Annotated in this window: 14 protein-coding genes and 1 rRNA gene (1 of these 15 cut by a window edge); 7 read left to right on the forward strand and 8 right to left on the reverse strand. The window is 60.1% G+C overall.

What is annotated here, in order from left to right:
• Positions 1-1,142 (reverse strand): 16S ribosomal RNA (locus tag IEX97_RS00345); it reaches 417 nt to the left of the window's first position.
• Positions 1,143-1,985: 843 nt separating this feature from the next.
• On the opposite strand from IEX97_RS00345, the gene IEX97_RS00350 reads away from it, so the two are divergent.
• A complete protein-coding gene (locus IEX97_RS00350; RefSeq protein ID WP_188880468.1) occupies positions 1,986-2,567 on the forward strand; it encodes a Gmad2 immunoglobulin-like domain-containing protein in 582 nt (193 codons plus the stop codon).
• 255 nt (positions 2,568-2,822) lie between these two features.
• Here the strand turns inward: IEX97_RS00350 and gyrA are convergent, their stop codons facing one another.
• From gyrA to dnaA, 7 genes are all read right to left on the reverse strand, one after another.
• Entirely contained in the window at positions 2,823-5,270 is a 2,448-nt protein-coding gene (gyrA, locus tag IEX97_RS00355) for a DNA gyrase subunit A (RefSeq protein ID WP_188880469.1), read from the reverse strand.
• 13 nt (positions 5,271-5,283) lie between these two features.
• Entirely contained in the window at positions 5,284-7,188 is a 1,905-nt protein-coding gene (gene gyrB / locus IEX97_RS00360; protein ID WP_188880471.1) for a DNA topoisomerase (ATP-hydrolyzing) subunit B, read from the reverse strand.
• A gap of 69 nt (positions 7,189-7,257) precedes the next feature.
• On the reverse strand, positions 7,258-7,521 hold the full coding sequence (gene remB / locus IEX97_RS00365) for an extracellular matrix regulator RemB (protein ID WP_188880472.1): 264 nt from the start codon (positions 7,519-7,521) through the stop codon (positions 7,258-7,260).
• 4 nt (positions 7,522-7,525) lie between these two features.
• Entirely contained in the window at positions 7,526-8,638 is a 1,113-nt protein-coding gene (gene recF, locus IEX97_RS00370; protein ID WP_188880473.1) for a DNA replication/repair protein RecF, read from the reverse strand.
• 3 nt (positions 8,639-8,641) lie between these two features.
• Complete coding sequence (gene yaaA / locus IEX97_RS00375) at positions 8,642-8,854, reverse strand: S4 domain-containing protein YaaA (RefSeq protein ID WP_188880475.1); 213 nt, start codon at positions 8,852-8,854, stop codon at positions 8,642-8,644.
• Positions 8,855-8,856: 2 nt separating this feature from the next.
• Entirely contained in the window at positions 8,857-9,987 is a 1,131-nt protein-coding gene (dnaN, locus tag IEX97_RS00380) for a DNA polymerase III subunit beta (protein ID WP_188880476.1), read from the reverse strand.
• Between the two features lie 260 nt (positions 9,988-10,247).
• Positions 10,248-11,675 carry a chromosomal replication initiator protein DnaA gene (gene dnaA / locus IEX97_RS00385; RefSeq protein ID WP_188880477.1) on the reverse strand — a complete coding sequence of 476 codons (1,428 nt, stop codon included), beginning with the start codon at positions 11,673-11,675 and terminating at the stop codon, positions 10,248-10,250.
• Between the two features lie 486 nt (positions 11,676-12,161).
• Here dnaA and rpmH point away from each other — a divergent pair, with 486 nt between their 5' ends.
• The 6 genes from rpmH (at position 12,162) to mnmE (ending at position 16,131) form a co-directional block, all read left to right on the forward strand.
• A complete protein-coding gene (gene rpmH, locus IEX97_RS00390; protein ID WP_188880478.1) occupies positions 12,162-12,296 on the forward strand; it encodes a 50S ribosomal protein L34 in 135 nt (44 codons plus the stop codon).
• A 94-nt stretch (positions 12,297-12,390) separates the two neighbouring features.
• Positions 12,391-12,729 carry a ribonuclease P protein component gene (gene rnpA / locus IEX97_RS00395; protein ID WP_188880479.1) on the forward strand — a complete coding sequence of 113 codons (339 nt, stop codon included), beginning with the start codon at positions 12,391-12,393 and terminating at the stop codon, positions 12,727-12,729.
• A gap of 23 nt (positions 12,730-12,752) precedes the next feature.
• Positions 12,753-12,974, forward strand: a complete 222-nt coding sequence (gene yidD, locus IEX97_RS00400) for a membrane protein insertion efficiency factor YidD (protein ID WP_188880480.1) — start codon at positions 12,753-12,755, stop codon at positions 12,972-12,974.
• Between the two features lie 13 nt (positions 12,975-12,987).
• The gene (locus IEX97_RS00405; RefSeq protein ID WP_188880481.1) at positions 12,988-13,896 is read left to right on the forward strand and encodes a YidC/Oxa1 family membrane protein insertase; all 909 of its coding nucleotides are present in this window, start codon (positions 12,988-12,990) and stop codon (positions 13,894-13,896) included.
• Positions 13,893-14,600, forward strand: coding sequence for an RNA-binding cell elongation regulator Jag/EloR (gene jag / locus IEX97_RS00410; RefSeq protein ID WP_188880482.1), 708 nt, complete (start codon positions 13,893-13,895; stop codon positions 14,598-14,600). Before IEX97_RS00405 ends, jag begins: the two co-directional genes overlap by 4 nt.
• Positions 14,601-14,745: 145 nt before the next feature.
• Positions 14,746-16,131, forward strand: coding sequence for a tRNA uridine-5-carboxymethylaminomethyl(34) synthesis GTPase MnmE (gene mnmE / locus IEX97_RS00415; protein ID WP_188880483.1), 1,386 nt, complete (start codon positions 14,746-14,748; stop codon positions 16,129-16,131).
• Positions 16,132-16,157 lie beyond the last annotated feature (26 nt).

The raw sequence follows: 16,157 nt of genomic DNA on the forward strand, positions 1-16,157 counted from the left end.
CGCGCTGGTAACACGGGTCAAGGGTTGCGCTCGTTGCGGGACTTAACCCAACATCTCACGACACGAGCTGACGACAACCATGCACCACCTGTCTCCTCTGCCCATAAGGGAACACCTGTCTCCAGGTGCGTCAGAGGGATGTCAAGCCCTGGTAAGGTTCTTCGCGTTGCTTCGAATTAAACCACATGCTCCACTGCTTGTGCGGGCCCCCGTCAATTCCTTTGAGTTTCAGTCTTGCGACCGTACTCCCCAGGCGGAGTGCTTATTGGGTTTCCTTCGGCACTGAGGGTCGCCCCCCAACACCTAGCACTCATCGTTTACAGCGTGGACTACCAGGGTATCTAATCCTGTTCGCTCCCCACGCTTTCGTGCCTCAGCGTCAGTCGCTGTCCAGCAAGGCGCCTTCGCCACCGGTATTCCTCCACATATCTACGCATTTCACCGCTACACGTGGAATTCCCCTTGCCTCTCCAGCACTCAAGCCCCGCAGTTTCCAAGGCATTGCCCGGGTTGAGCCCGGGCCTTTCACCTCGGACTTACAAGGCCGCCTACGCACCCTTTACGCCCAGTGATTCCGGACAACGCTCGCCCCCTACGTATTACCGCGGCTGCTGGCACGTAGTTTGCCGGGGCTTCCTCACCCGGTACCGTCAGGCTACAGAGCGTTCCACTCCCCATAGCCCTTCGCCCCGGGTGACAGAGCTTTACAACCCGAAGGCCTTCCTCGCTCACGCGGCGTCGCTCCGTCAGGCTTGCGCCCATTGCGGAAGATTCCCTACTGCTGCCTCCCGTAGGAGTCTGGGCCGTGTCTCAGTCCCAGTGTGGCCGTCCACCCTCTCAGGCCGGCTACGCATCGTCGCCTTGGTGGGCCGTTACCCCGCCAACCAGCTAATGCGCCGCGGGCTCATCTGTCAGCGGCACATATCGCGCCCTTTCCCAACAGGGAGATGCCTCCCCATTGCCCTATCCGGCATTAGCACCCGTTTCCAGGCGTTATTCCGGTCTGACAGGCAGATTACCCACGTGTTACTCACCCGTCCGCCGCTGATGCGGCAAGGCAAGCCCCGCCGCACCCGCCCGACTTGCATGTATTAGGCACGCCGCCAGCGTTCGTCCTGAGCCAGGATCAAACTCTCACGTCCATCCCCTCGCGGCACACCACGCGCCGCCCCGCACGTCCCCGCGCAGGACCCACGCTCGCGCGCCACGGAGGATGCCCTTGCATCTCCTTGGTGATGCGTCGGTTCTCGGGGTGTTTAGTTTTCAAGGAACCGCGCCCGTGCACCACCGCTGCCCGCGGCTGCCCGCCTCGGTCCCGGTGATGCCCGGCTTCACTTCTTCTCTGACCTTCCGCCTTCGCGCTTCCCGCGCGCAGCAGCACCAACTACCCTATCACAGACAACCACAGGTTGTCTAGCGGGAGTTTTTGGCGCACCGCCGATGGCGGTATCGACGTCACACTGCCGCTTGTGGCGGCGGCATCGCACAATGTATCACACCGACGACGCGCATGTCAAGGGCAATGAGATTACAATCATTTCCTCCCGACCTTGCTTGCGCGATTCGTCCATTCCTGTTGCGGCTGACGACCTTCTCCGATACGGAATGGTGCACGAAGCTTCATGCTTGCAGTATCCGTGTCAGCATCGGCACACAGGTTGTACCAACATGCTTTTAAGCATACGAGATCTCAAAGTGTGGCGCTGGGGCGCAAGCTATGGTATCCTCCCATCACGAGATCTTCCGGGAACGGAACGAGGCATGGATGCGACTGTTCCGGAAACGGTGAGCCACCGATCCTGATAAGATTGAGAAAAATCGTGAAATGGTGCGCACCGGCGTCAACAGACCAGGCCCGCGTGATGCCGTGATGTCCGTCCCCATGCAGGTATCCTGGCGATGGGAATCAAGTTTCCTGACATATGGTAATATATGGTAAGATGGTATCCCGGTGGAATGGATAACGTTGCAAAGGGGCAGTGAATATGAACCGGTTCCAACGCGCAGTGGTGGCGCTGTCTGCCGCACTCGCAGCCGTAGCAGTACTCACCTTCACGTCAAATGTCTGGCCTGCACACGCGACGGGCACATCAACCGCACATCCTTCTCTACACACCGCGGCCAGATTCACCGTGATCCCGGTCGCCCGGGACTGGACCGATGGCTTGGACTTGACGAAAATCAACGGTACGCGGAATGCGGCATACCAGTTGACCTACCTTCAAGCCATCCCGGACGGACAAGGCCTGGTGATCCGTGGCAAACTGCACGCCTTCGAGGCCACAGGTGCAGTCCAAGGTACCACCGTGCAAGGAAAGCCTGTGCCCCTAAACTACCCTGGCGTTCGCAGCGTGCTCGCCATCCATGCCGCGCAGGGTGCGCCAGCCTGGGGAGATTTTCGTCTCCAAGTGCACTATCCACCGTCACTGCGCGGGCACGAGCTACAGCTCACCTTCTTTGTGAGCAGCGCCAAAGACGGATCCCGGCAAAACGTACTGAAGATCAGGATTCCGATTCCAGGCCGGCCTCCCGTAACGCATCGTGCATCAGTCACCATGGACAGATGAAATAGTGTATGCCAGAACAAACAACTCAAAGCAAATGCGTATTTCCCGCCGAACCGTCATGACCGGCGGCCAAGCAGAAAATGAAACACAATATACGCAATGAAGACGAGGGTGAAGAATCCGGCGAACATCGCGCCCTGTTCGATCACGAAATGCATGAGATCCACGACAGGTTCACCTCCCCTGCGCGACGGCATGGCCTCGCCGCCGTGCCGCCGCGACCTCCTTCATCATCGCTTAACCCTTCATCATCGCTTAATCATCGCTGGAACCCATGGCCCGCGCCACGGTGGCCACTTCTTCGCCTTCCGGCACATTGATCAACTTCACGCCTTGGGTCAGCCGGCCTTGCGTCGAGACGTCCTCCACCCGGATGCGGATGGCGACGCCGGCATTGGTGATGATCATGAGGTCATCCTCCGGATGCACCATGCGCAATCCAACGACATGCCCGGTTTTCGGCGTGCAATTGACCGTCTTGATGCCTTTGCCGCCCCTGGTCTGCGTGCGATACTCTGTCACCGGTGTCTTTTTCCCGTAACCGCGGGACGTGACGACTAAAACGTCGGCCCCTTCTTCCACCACGTCCATGCCAATCACTTCGTCCCCCGGCTCGAGCGCAATTCCCTTCACACCCGTTGCCGCCCGGCCCATGGGCCGCACATCCGACTCATGGAAGCGGATGGACATTCCGAGCTTGGTCGCCATGATAATCTCTTTCGATCCGTCGGTCAGCCGCACCCCGATGACATCGTCGTCATCCCGCAAATGAATGGCAATCAGACCCGTTTTGCGGATGTTCGCAAACTCCGCCAGCGGTGTCTTCTTCACCAATCCCTGCCGGGTGGCGAAGAAGAGGGCGTACTGGTCAACCCCCTCGAAATCGAGCGAGCGGACCGGTATGACAGCGGTCACCTTCTCCCCCGGTTCAATCTGCAACAGGTTGATGATGGGGATTCCTTTCGCTTGCCGCCCGAATTCTGGGATCTCATACGCCTTGAGGGCATACATCCGGCCGCGATCGGTGAAAAACAACAGGTAGTGATGGGACGACGTGATGTACATGTGTTCCACGAAGTCCTCTTCCCGCGTCCCGATCATGGTCATGCCGCGCCCGCCGCGCCGCTGGCTTTGGTAGGCCGAGAGCGGCAGCCGTTTCGCATAACCCGCATGGGTGATGGTGATGGCCACGTCCTGCACCGGGATGAGGTCTTCTTCGCTGATCTCGCCTTCGGCGGCCACAATCCGCGTGCGCCGCTCGTCTCCGTACTTGTCGCGGATCTCCAGCAACTCCTTGCGAATGACACCCATCAGCAAGCCTTCGTCCGCCAGGATGGCGCGCAGCTCCGCGATGAGCTTTTGCACTTCCTGGTACTCGCTCTCAATCTTTTCCCGCTCCAGACCGGTCAACCGCTGCAGGCGCATGTCGAGGATGGCCTGCGCCTGTTCTTGGGAGAGCGAAAACGTCTGCATCAACCCTTCGCGCGCCGCTTCCGGCGTCGCCGAAGCGCGGATGAGCGCAATCACCTCGTCCAGGTGATCCAGCGCGATAAGCAGGCCTTCGAGGATGTGGGCGCGCGCCTCCGCCTTCTTCAGGTCAAACTCGGTGCGCCGTCGCACCACGTCCCGCTGGTGTTCCAAGTACAGGCGGATGGTTTCGCGCAGGCTGAGCACTTTCGGCTCGCCGCCCACCAACGCCAGGTTGATGATGCCAAACGACGTCTGTAATCCCGTGTGTTTGAACAGGTTGTTCAACACCACCTGCGGCCGCACGTCGCGCCGCAGTTCAATGACGATGCGCATGCCGGATCGATCCGACTCGTCGCGCAGGTCGGTGATGCCGTCGATCTTCTTCTCCCGCACCAACTCGGCAATCTTCTCGATGATGCGCGCCTTGTTCTGCTGAAACGGGATCTCCGTGACCACGATGCGCGTCCGGCCGCCCTGCATCTCCTCAATCTGCGTGGTCGCGCGCACCGTGATGGAACCGCGGCCGGTCTCATACGCTTGACGGATGCCGTCCCGGCCGAGGATGATGCCCCCGGTTGGAAAGTCCGGACCCTTGATGACGGTCATCAGCTGCTCGACGGTCACATCCGGCCGGTCAATCATCATGACAACGCCATCAATCACCTCGCGCAGGTTGTGCGGCGGGATGTTGGTCGCCATGCCGACCGCGATGCCGGTTGAACCGTTGACGAGCAGGTTGGGGAAGCGCGACGGCAACACGAGCGGCTCTTGTTCACTCTCATCGTAGTTGGGGCCAAAATCCACCGTGTCCTTCTGGATATCGCGCAAAAGCTCCATCGCAATCGGCGACATGCGGGACTCGGTGTACCGCATCGCCGCCGCCGCATCTCCGTCGATGGAGCCGAAGTTGCCATGCCCGTCCACCAACACGTAGCGCGTGGAAAAGTCTTGCGCCATCCGCACCAGCGTCTCATAAACCGCCGCGTCACCGTGCGGGTGATACTTACCGAGCACATCGCCGACGATGCGCGCCGACTTCTTGTACGGCTTGTCGGGCGTCATCCCCGTCTCGTACATGGCGTAGAGGATCCGCCGCTGCACCGGCTTGAGACCGTCGCGCACATCCGGAATGGCGCGGCTGACGATGATGCTCATCGCATAGTCGAGAAACGAAGTCTTTAACTCCTGGCTCAGGTCGATGGGGATGACCTTGCTCTCCTGCGGTTCCGGCAAACGTGTTCACTCCTCACACATCGAGGTTGCGGACAAACTTCGCGTGCTCCTCGATGAACTCCCGGCGCGGCTCCACCTTTTCTCCCATGAGGATGCTGCAGATGTAGTCCGCTTCCTTGGCGTCCTCCATCGTCACCTTCAACAGCGTCCGCGTCGCCGGGTCCATGGTGGTATCCCACAACTGTTCCGCGTTCATTTCACCGAGGCCTTTGTACCGCTGGATGGTCACACCTTGGCGTCCGATTTCCTGCAGGATCTGTTCCAACTCCTTGTCGGAGTAGGCGTAGCGCACCGTCTTGCCTTTCTCGATCTTGTACAGCGGCGGCTGCGCAATGTAAATGTACCCTGCATCGATGAGCTGGCGCATGAAGCGGTAGAACAACGTCAACAGGAGGATGCGGATATGGCTGCCGTCGACATCCGCATCGGTCATGATCACAATCTTGTGGTACCGCGACTTGGTGATGTCAAAGTCGTCGCCAATGCCCGTTCCGATGGCGGTGATGATGGCGCGAATTTCTTCGTTGGACAGGACCTTGTCCAGACGCGCCTTCTCCACGTTGATGATCTTGCCGCGCAGCGGCAGGATGGCCTGGAAGTTGCGATCCCGCCCTTGCTTCGCCGAACCGCCGGCCGAGTCGCCTTCGACGATGAACAATTCGCTGACCGAGGCGTCCCGCGACGTGCAATCGGCCAGCTTACCTGGCAGGGACGACACTTCAAGCGCGTTTTTGCGCCGCGTCAGCTCGCGGGCTTTGCGCGCCGCTTCGCGGGCGCGCGCAGCCGTGATGGCTTTTTCGACAATCCGCCGCGCCACCGACGGGTTCTCTTCCAAGAAAGCCTGGAACCGATCGGCAAACAGGGTCTCGACGATACCGCGCACCTCGCTGTTGCCGAGCTTCGTTTTCGTCTGCCCCTCGAACTGCGGTTCCGGCACCTTGACGCTCACGATGGCGGTCAGCCCCTCGCGCACGTCGTCGCCGGTGAGGTTGGTTTCACTGTCTTTGAGCAGGTTCATCTTGCGCGCATAGTCGTTGATGACCCGCGTCAGCGCGCTCTTGAAGCCCGCTTCGTGCGTGCCGCCTTCGTGCGTATGAATGTTGTTTGCAAAGGAAAACAGCGTCGTGTTGTACCCGTCGTTGTATTGCAGCGCGATCTCGACCGTGACGTCGTCCTTGACACCGGATACGGACACCGGCGGCTCGTGGAGGACGTTCTTCGATTTGTTCAAGAACTCCACAAACGCCGCCACACCGCCCGAATAACAAAACGTCACCGCTTTGTCGTACCGTTCATCTTCGTAGACAATCTCCAGCCCCGCGTTGAGAAACGCCAGTTCGCGCAGACGGTTTTGCAATACGTCGGGATCGAACTCGGTCGTCTCTTTGAAAATCTCCGGGTCCGGCCGGAACGAGACACTGGTCCCCGTCCGGTCGGTGGTGCCGACGACCTTCAGGTCGTACAAGGGCTTACCGCGCTCATACTCCTGCACGTAGATATGACCGTCCCGGTGCACTTCGACCTTCAGCCAGATGGACAAGGCATTGACCACGGAAGCTCCGACACCGTGCAGACCTCCGGAGACCTTGTAGCCGCCGCCGCCGAACTTCCCGCCGGCATGCAAGACGGTCAGCGCCGTCTCGACCGCAGGACGGCCTGTCTGCGGGTGTATGCCGACGGGAAAACCGGCGCCGTTGTCGATGACCGTCACACTGTTGTCCTTATGGACCTGCACGATGATCTTCGTGCAACGGCCAGCCAAGGCTTCGTCGACCGCATTGTCGACAATCTCCCACACCAGGTGATGCAATCCCCGTGGCCCGGTCGATCCGATGTACATCCCCGGACGTTTGCGCACAGCTTCCAGGCCTTCGAGTACCTGGATCTGCGTTTCATCGTACACCTGTGGTTTCGCCAAGCCCAGTCCCCCTTTGCACAGATGGTGAGCCGATGCAAAAAGCGTGCCTGCACCGCGCCGCGGCCCTGCTCACGTTTCTTCAGCAAGGCGTCCCGTCTCGAATTGTTCCGCCCGTTTTTTCAACGTCAATGACGAAATCGGCGAGTAATACAATTTTCGGTCCGTGACGATGAACGACTTGATCTCACCGACCTCCACGACCTCCACGCCGAGTCGCTCTTCGCAACGCTTTAAAAACTCACTCGTCCCCGGACTATTAGCTGAATTTATGTCGAATATACCAATTACTTCCTTACAACTCACCATGGTATCCCCGCCGATGTGGATGAACATCGCGCTATCCCTCCATCTGTATTATACCAGAATCTACATGAAACAAACGCGCCGGTTGCGGCAGGCGGTCCGCGAGCCCAAACAGGCTCGTCGCCGTGATCACCGTTTGCACGCGCTCGCTCATCGACAACACCAGATTGCGCTGCCGTGCGTCGTCCAACTCCGAGAGCACGTCGTCGAGCAGGAGCACCGGATAATCCCCTGTTTCTTCGCGCAACAGGTCAATTTCGGCCAGCCGGAGCGCCAACGCGATGGTCCTTTGCTGCCCCTGGCTGGCGAACGCCTGCGCCGGTTCACCGTCAAGGTAAAGCAGCAGGTCGTCGCGGTGCGGCCCCACGGAGGTGTGTCCGAGTTGCCGATCCGCTCCCCACCGCGCGTCCAACGCCGCGGCGATGGCACTGTGGACCGCCGGTTTATCGTCCGGCGGCGGCGCTTCCCCTCCCGCAGACCATACGTAACCGATGTCGAACCGTTCGCGGCCCGCCGATATGATCTCGTACACCCGGGACGCAATCTCGCGCAGATGCCGGATAAAGCGAAGGCGCCGCACCACCACTTCCGCGCCGTGATCGATGATCTGCGTTTCAAACGCCAACACGTCTTCCCGCGTCACGTGGGGTTGTTTCAACAGGGCATTGCGTTGCTGCAGCGCTCGCTGGTACCGGCTCAAATGGAACAGATACGCCGGCTGCATCTGGCCAATCTCCATGTCCAAAAAACGGCGACGGACACCAGGTCCGCCGTGGACAAGTTGCATGTCTTCCGGCGAGAACAGGACTGCCTGCAGACAACCGATGAACTCCGACATCTTCTGTACCGGCACGGCATTGTGCAGCGCTCGCTTGCCGTGCGGCCCAATGGTGAGCGACAACTGGTGCAATCGGCCGCGGCGATCCACAACCCCTTCCACGCGCGCGGACGAAGTTCCGCGGCGGATGAGATCCGGATCGCGGACGGTGCGATGGGATTTGCCCATCGCGAGCACGTACATCGCCTCAATGGCGTTGGTCTTTCCTTGCCCGTTTTGACCGAGCAGGACATTGACCCCTTCCGCGAGTTCAATCCGCTGCGACGCGTAGTTGCGAAAGTCCACCATCTCGATTTCGCGCAACACCATGCGTCATTCCGCCTCAATGCGCACGCGTTGACCGAGGACCTCCACCACGTCCCCCGGGCGGAGCTTACGTCCGCGCCGGCGTTCGATCTCGCCGTTGACGCGCACGTCGTGCACGGTGAGAAAGTGTTTCGCTGCGCCGCCCGAATCCACGAAGCGAAGCTTTTTCAACAATTGTCCCAATGTGATGTGGTCGTCATAAATTTGGACGGTCGTCATATCTATCGAACCAACACCGGTGAGATCAATTGCAGGGCTGCCGATTCATCGCCGCGGGTGACGATGGTGAACGGTTGGTTGGCGCCGTTGAAGCGGAAAAGCACCTCAGCCGCCGAACTGGCTCGCAGAGCGTCCATGACATAGCGGGCGTTGAATGCGATGAACAGGTCCTCACCCGTTTTTTCGACGACGCCGACCGACTCCAAGACGTGGCCGAGCTCAGGTGAACTGGACGATACGTTGATCACGTCGTCGTGAACCTCCATGCGCACCATGTGGTTCTCACGTTCGCGGGCAATGAGCGAAGCTCGATCGATGGCGCCGAGCATGTCGTCGAGCACGACCGCCACCTCGGTCTGGTAGGTTTTGGGGATGATCCGCTTCGTATCCGGGTACGTGCCCTCGATGAGCCGTGTGTAAAAAAGCGTCGAACCGCTTTGAAACAAGCAATGCGTGTCGGTGAACTGTACCACGACAACTTGTTCGTCGTCCGGCAGGATCTTCGCCAGCTCATTCAATGATTTGCCCGGGATGACGACATTCCATGCAAATTCTTCCGGGATCTCCAGGCGCACGGTGCGTGTGGCGAGCCGCAGTCCGTCGGTGGCTGTGAACGTGAGCGCTTGGTTTTTGCACTCCACGTGGACGCCGGTCAGGATGGGACGCGCTTCCACGGTGGAGATGGCAAACCCGGTGGTATGGATGATGTCTTTGAGCAACGGCGCGCTGATCTGCAAGGTTTCCGGAGCGTGCAGAACAGGCAGGGTTGGGAACTCGGCCGCATCGATGCCGTGGATGTGAAATTGGGCACTGCCGGCCCGGATCTCCGTCACGTAGTTGGTGTGCACGGTGACTTGTATTTCGCTGGATGGGAGTTTGCGGACCAAATCCGTCAAGAGACGGGCCGGCAGAACGATTTGCCCCGGCTGCGCGATGCGCAATCCAGTCTCTTCGTTCGCCGGCACCGTGTCCTGGATGCCGAGATCGAGGTCGTATGCGGTCGCGGTGAGTTCCTTCTCCGTGGCCTGGAGAAGAATCCCGGTGAGGACCTGTTTGGTGGTGCGGACCGCGACCGCTTTGGAGACGGTCTGGATGGTGTTGAGCAAGGTGTTCTGGCGGATGGTGAACTGCATGACGCGTCGTGACTCCTTTCGGCTCGACCTGCCGCGTTTCTTTCTTTTCGGTTGGTTGAAGCAGAAGTCTTAGAGATCTTTCTCTATGAGAAATGGCAGCAGTAATAGTAATAGGGCTTGTGGATATGTGCAAAAGCAAGCTTTCTCCTTACGCGGCGCCGTGAGACGCTGGGGACAGCCTGTGGATAACGATCCGGTTCGCTGTGCAGAGACTGTGTCCTGCGTGGTGTTTGTCCACAACCATCTCTTTTTCCATGTTGTCAGGTCAGATGGCGCAAGGCCTCGGAAAGGCTTTCCACGGTACGCCGCAACTCCTCGTTGGTTTTCAGTTCTTCGCTGACCTTCTCGCACGCGTGCAGGATGGTGGTGTGGTCGCGGCCGCCGAACGCTTCGCCAATCTTGGGCAAGGACAGGTCGGTCAGTTCGCGCGTCAGGTACATCGCAATTTGGCGTGGTACGACCACGTGCTTCGCGCGTGATTTTGCAATCAGGTCTTCCGGTTTGATGCCAAAGTGATCGCTCACCACCTTCTGAATTTGGGAGACGGTGACAGGCCGGGGCCGGTTGGGCGCAATCAGGTCCTTGAGCGCTTCTTGGGCGAGATCGACCGTGATTTCCTGTTTGACCAACGAAGAATAGGCGATGACGCGCACGAGTGCGCCTTCGAGCTCCCGGATGTTGGAGTCGATCTGGGATGCGATGTACGCCATCACGTCATCGTGGATGAGAAATCCGTCGGCTTTCGCTTTGCGCTGCAGAATGGCGATGCGCGTCTCCAGATCGGGCGGTTGAATGTCGGTGATGAGACCCCATTCAAAACGGGAACGCAAGCGTTCTTCCAGTGTGGGAATGGCCCGCGGCGGGCAGTCGCTGGTGATGACAATCTGCTTGCCCGCTTCATGCAGCGCGTTGAACGTGTGAAAGAACTCCTCCTGCGTGCCGTCTTTCTTTGCGAGAAACTGGATGTCGTCGATGAGCAGCACGTCGACCGTACGGTACCTGTCCCGAAACGCTTCGGTGGTGTTGTCGCGAATGGCGGCGATGAATTCATTCATGAACCGTTCCGTCGACAGGTACACGACTTTGAGATGCGGTTTGCGCTGTTTCACGCGGTGTGCGATGGCATGCATCAAATGGGTTTTGCCAAGCCCGACGCCGCCATAAATGAAGAGCGGGTTATAAGACTGGGACGGTGATTCAGCGACGGCGAGGCACGCGGCGTGCGCGAAACGGTTGCTGTTCCCGATGACGAACGTTTCAAACGTGTAGCGCGGGTTGAGCGGAGCGCCGACAGGTTCCTGGAACGAGTCGGTGCGCGCCGCCGCGGCGATCCTGGTGTCCGTTTCGCCGGGAGAAACAGGTCCGGCTTCGGCTGGCGCGGCTTCCTCGGCGTGTCCTGTCGGATTCTGTTCGTTCACGGGTGTGTCGAACGTGACGGACCAGCCCTGCTCCCGCGTCACGGCCGCCAGCTGGGCTGTGATGAGGTTGACATAGCGGTTGGCAAGCCAATTTTTTTGAAATGACGTCGGTACGTGCAGGATGACGGCCCGCTTGACCGGGTCCAGGTGCGCAATGCGGGTTCCGCGAAACCAGGCGTCGAACGTCTGGGGTTCGAACTGGGGCCGGAGGGTCCGCAGGACGTCATTCCACAATTCATCGAACAGCAGGGTCTCCGATTGGGCCGTCATCGCAGTACTCGGACCTCCTGAAGTGGTGATTTCGACCAGAGGAAGGGTGAGTGCGTTTTCTGCGGTGTGCGCATCACGCGCTCTCTCTATCTCTCAAGGTGGGATGGGCAGGTGGTTGTGACGGACCGGTTGTGGACTCTGTGCACAACTTTATCCACAGGTTGTGGATAACCCTGTGGATATCAGGGTGTTATCCACAGGGGCTTCGTCCGTGGCATGAACCATCATAGCAAAAGAATCGCGCGATCAGCAACGGATCGACAGGGTTATCCACAGGTTCGACAGAATTCGGTTGAATCGTTATCCACATGGGGATGATGATGGGATGAGGTTGTGGATAACCCGTGCCGCCCAACGTCGGGCGTGGACAAGATGCACAAATCAGAGGATGCGAGCGGCGGGGAGGCAGAAGCTTTCATTGACAATCGTTTGTCCGTTTGCCTAGAATCGAGGTTGGCTGTTTTTCAGCACAAGGGGGTGGCGGAGATGAAACCGACCTTTCGTCCCAACCGGCGCAAGCGCAAAATGGTGCACGGATTCCGGAAGCGGATGAGCACCAAGAGCGGTCGGAAGGTGTTGGCCGCTCGGCGCAGAAAGGGCAGAAAGGTGTTGTCTGCGTAAGGCCACGTCGGTGGCCTTTTTCATATGGGGCGTCTTGCCTGGGGCATCCCGGCGCAGGCAGTCCCGGTTGACGGCGGCAAAGGGGGTAGGCAGGGTGAAAGCCCGGCACCGTTTGAAGGACAACCGGGATTTCCGGCGGGTGTTCCAGCGGGGAAAATCGGTGGCAACCGGCAGGCTCGTCCTCTACTGGCACGAGAATCGGCTGACCACTTTTCGTGCAGGGTTTTCCATCAGCAAGAAGATTGGCAAGGCGGTCGTGCGCAACCGCTTAAAACGATTGTTGCGTGCTTGTTTTCTCGAACTTGGACCCAAGTTGGAGAACACGCCGGTGGACTTTGTGGTGGTCTGCCGCCAGGGCAGTGCGGATGCCAGTTACCATGAGCTGCTCTCGGATTTGAGGAAATTACTCCGCAGGGCAAAATTCATGGTATGATACAGGGTGGGAGTTAACCGGATATGCTGGCCAAAATGCTCATTGTGTTGATCCGCGGGTATCAGGTGTGGATTTCACCGCTGTTTCCGGCACGTTGCAGGTTTCTTCCCACCTGTTCTGAATACTCGGTCGAGGCGATCCGCCGTTTCGGCGTCTGGTACGGCGGGTGGCTCACCTTGCGCCGCCTTGTGAAGTGCGGCCCTTGGCATCCGGGCGGATTCGATCCGGTACCGCAACGGAAATAGGAGGAGTGCTTGCTTGAATCGGGAGTCCGTGAAGCGTTCAGCTTGGCCATGGGCCGCCGCGTTGGTCCTTGTGTCGATGCTCTCCGGCTGCGGGATGTACCCGACGCATCCGGGCAAGTGGCCGCAGGGCCCGTGGGGCGATGTGTTGCGTTTCGTCTCCGGCGTGATTGACTTCGTTGCGAATCACCTCTGGGGGAATTACGGGATCGCCCTGTTGGTGGTCACGGTGATGGTGCGCTTGCTTGTGCTGCCGTTGATGGTGAAGCAGATCCGGTATTCGAAGATGATGCAGCAGATGCAACCCCAACTGGCGGAGATTCGTGCGAAGTACAAGGGCGATCCGCAAAAAATGCAGGAAGAGACGATGAAGCTGTGGCAGGAGGCAGGCGTTAATCCGATGGCGGGTTGCCTGCCCATGCTCATCCAGCTTCCAGTCCTGTATGCATTGTTCGGTGCCATCGAGGGCAATACCCGTTTGAATTCCAGCACGTTTTTGTGGATTTTCCATCTGGGGCAGCCGGACCACTACTACATTATGCCGCTTTTGGCTGCGGTGACGACGTATATATCTTCACGCGTGATGATGACAACCTCCGATCCGCAATCGCGGATGATGTTGTTCATCATGCCGGTGTTCGTGTTTCTGTTCGGAAGCCGGTTCCCGTCCGGGTTGGCGTTGTACTGGATTTACAGCAACCTCTTCACCGCCGTGCAGACGTATTTCATCCGCGTGCGTCCGGAGGCGAAAGCCGCGCGTGACCACGTGGCGCGGGATTCCGCTCCGCCACGGAGCAGAGACGACGACAGCGGCAAGAACCAGGCCGGTGGTGCGGACAAGCCGGCGGGCGAGCCGTCGAATGTGGTGGATTTGAAAGCAAGCGGGAACCGGGCGAAAAAACCAAAGAAGGGATCTTCGAAATGAAGCGTGTCGTAGCGACGGGCCGGACGGTCGACGAAGCGGTGACCTCCGCCCTCGTGCGGCTTGGGGTGACGCGTTCCCAGGCCATCGTGCGGGTGATCCAAGAACCAGTGCGCGGTTTTCTCGGTTTGTTCGGCGGCCGCAAGGCCTTGGTCGAAGTGACCGTTCGTCTGACGCCGGAGGAGGCGGCAAAGTCGTTTTTGCGCGAAGTCTTGCGCAGGATGGGATGGGAGGTGCAGATTGCCGCGGTGCCGGAAGAGGAGGACATGGCGCGGGTGGTCTGGCTCGACGTGCGTTGTCCGGAAGCGGCGCTGCCCAGCATCATTGGACGTCATGGTGCCACGCTCGACGCGCTTCAGTATTTGGTGAACGTGGTCGTCCACCGGGAGGCTGGGCTGCGGGCTTCAGAAACGGACGACGCTCCGTCCGGACGCGCGGTGCGATTTGTGGTCGATGCCGGAGGTTACCGCCGGCGCCGCCGGGACGCTTTGCAACGCATGGCGGAGCAGGCGGCGGCGCGGGCGGTGGCCTCCGGCAGGCCCGTAGGGTTGGCGGCCATGCCGGCGGCGGATCGCAAGGTGATCCATGCGCACCTGCAACGCCGGAGCGATGTAACCACGGTGAGTGAAGGCGAGGAGCCGCACCGCAGGGTGATTGTGATTCCTGTGGTCGATGCGCACGCGGAGGACGCGTTGCAAATTGAGTGATCGAGCGGCGCGGCAACGGCAAGGATGTGTCCCGCGCCCCGTTCTTCGACCGGTTCATGGCATCCGTCGTAAGCAACTTCGCGATGTGGACGGACACCCCCCTCGAGGAGGGCGGGTGTCCGTCTGTCGAAAGGAGGGAACGCGAATGGGTGTGGCGACAGACACCATTGCGGCCATCGCCACCGCGCTTGGCGAAGCGTCCATCGGGGTGGTTCGGGTCAGCGGACCGGAAGCCGGCGGCGTGGTGCAACGGGTGTTCCGGACGCCGCGCGGAAAGGCGCCGAAGCTGGGTCCGCGGCGCAGCATCCACTACGGCCTGGTGGTGGCGCACGACGGGACACCGGTCGACGAATGCATTCTGCTGTGGATGCCCGGCCCGCACAGCTACACGGCGGAAGATGTGGCAGAATTGCAGGTCCACGGCGGCGTGCGGCTCGTCGAATCGGTGTTGGATTGCGTGTTGGCGGCGGGTGCGAGGTTGGCGGAACCCGGGGAGTTCACAAAACGGGCTTTTCTCCATGGGCGTCTGGATCTGTCTCAGGCGGAGGCGGTCATCGACCTCATCCGGGCGAAGACGGAGCTCGCCAGCCGGTCTGCTCTCAGCCAAGTCCGGGGTCAGTTCGGCGAAAAGATCCGCGACCTGCGCCGCCGCTTGCTGCGCCTGCAGGCGCACGTCGAGGTGACCATCGACTATCCCGAGCACGACGTGGAGGATGTGGCGAGCGCGGAAGTGGTGCGCGTGGGCGAAGCGCTCATGGCGGAAGTGGAGCGTTTGCTCGCTGGGGCGAAGATGGGTCGCATTCTGCGCGAAGGTGTCGCCACCGTGCTGGCCGGTCGTCCCAATGTCGGAAAATCCTCGTTGCTCAACGCCTTGTTGCGGCGGGAACGGGCGATTGTGACCGACATTCCGGGCACGACCCGCGATGTACTGGAGGAGTATGTGAACCTGCGCGGCGTGCCGTTTCGTTTGCTCGACACGGCCGGCATCCGGGAGACGGACGACGTCGTGGAACGGATTGGCGTGGAACGCACGCGCGCGGCCCTGTCCGAAGCGGAGCTGGTGTTGGTGTTGTTGAACGGAGCCGAACCGTTGACAGCCGAAGATGAGGCCATCCTGGCAGAGACGTCCGCGGTGACGCGGGTTGTGGTGGTGAACAAGGCGGATTTGCCGCAAGCCGTCGATCTCGCTCAAGTCCGGGCTTGGGCTGGCGCATCGCCCGTGGTGCAGGTGTCTGCAAAGCGGTGGGACGGTCTGGCACAGTTGGAAGAGACGATGGTGACGCTGGTGATCGGCGGAGAGGTGCAGACGGCAGAGGCGTCCTATATGACCAACGCGCGCCAAGCTCAGTGGCTGCGCGAGGCGCTCGCCGATTTGCGAGCTGCGGTGCAAGCGGCAAAGGAAGGGGCGACGCTTGATATCGTCGCGGTGTCTCTCCAAGCGGCGTATGCGTCGTTGGGTATGGTCATTGGTGAAGAAGTGGGAGAAGACCTGTTGGACGAGATCTTCTCGCAGTTTTGCCTCGGCAAGTGAGGCCACAGTTGCTGGAAAGGGGCGTG

The organism is Paenalicyclobacillus cellulosilyticus, from assembly GCF_014647315.1.
Lineage (GTDB): Bacteria > Bacillota > Bacilli > Alicyclobacillales > Alicyclobacillaceae > Alicyclobacillus_J > Alicyclobacillus_J cellulosilyticus.

Excerpts from the sequence above, each read along its gene's own strand:
- IEX97_RS00350 (WP_188880468.1), top strand. The coding sequence starts at position 1,986 with ATGAACCGGTTCCAACGCGCAGTGGTGGCGCTGTCTGCCGCACTCGCA.
- remB (WP_188880472.1), bottom strand. The coding sequence starts at position 7,521 with ATGTTCATCCACATCGGCGGGGATACCATGGTGAGTTGTAAGGAAGTA.
- recF (WP_188880473.1), bottom strand. The coding sequence starts at position 8,638 with ATGGTGTTGCGCGAAATCGAGATGGTGGACTTTCGCAACTACGCGTCG.
- yaaA (WP_188880475.1), bottom strand. The coding sequence starts at position 8,854 with ATGACGACCGTCCAAATTTATGACGACCACATCACATTGGGACAATTG.
- dnaN (WP_188880476.1), bottom strand. The coding sequence starts at position 9,987 with ATGCAGTTCACCATCCGCCAGAACACCTTGCTCAACACCATCCAGACC.
- dnaA (WP_188880477.1), bottom strand. The coding sequence starts at position 11,675 with ATGACGGCCCAATCGGAGACCCTGCTGTTCGATGAATTGTGGAATGAC.
- rpmH (WP_188880478.1), top strand. The coding sequence starts at position 12,162 with ATGAAACCGACCTTTCGTCCCAACCGGCGCAAGCGCAAAATGGTGCAC.
- yidD (WP_188880480.1), top strand. The coding sequence starts at position 12,753 with ATGCTGGCCAAAATGCTCATTGTGTTGATCCGCGGGTATCAGGTGTGG.
- jag (WP_188880482.1), top strand. The coding sequence starts at position 13,893 with ATGAAGCGTGTCGTAGCGACGGGCCGGACGGTCGACGAAGCGGTGACC.
- mnmE (WP_188880483.1), top strand. The coding sequence starts at position 14,746 with ATGGGTGTGGCGACAGACACCATTGCGGCCATCGCCACCGCGCTTGGC.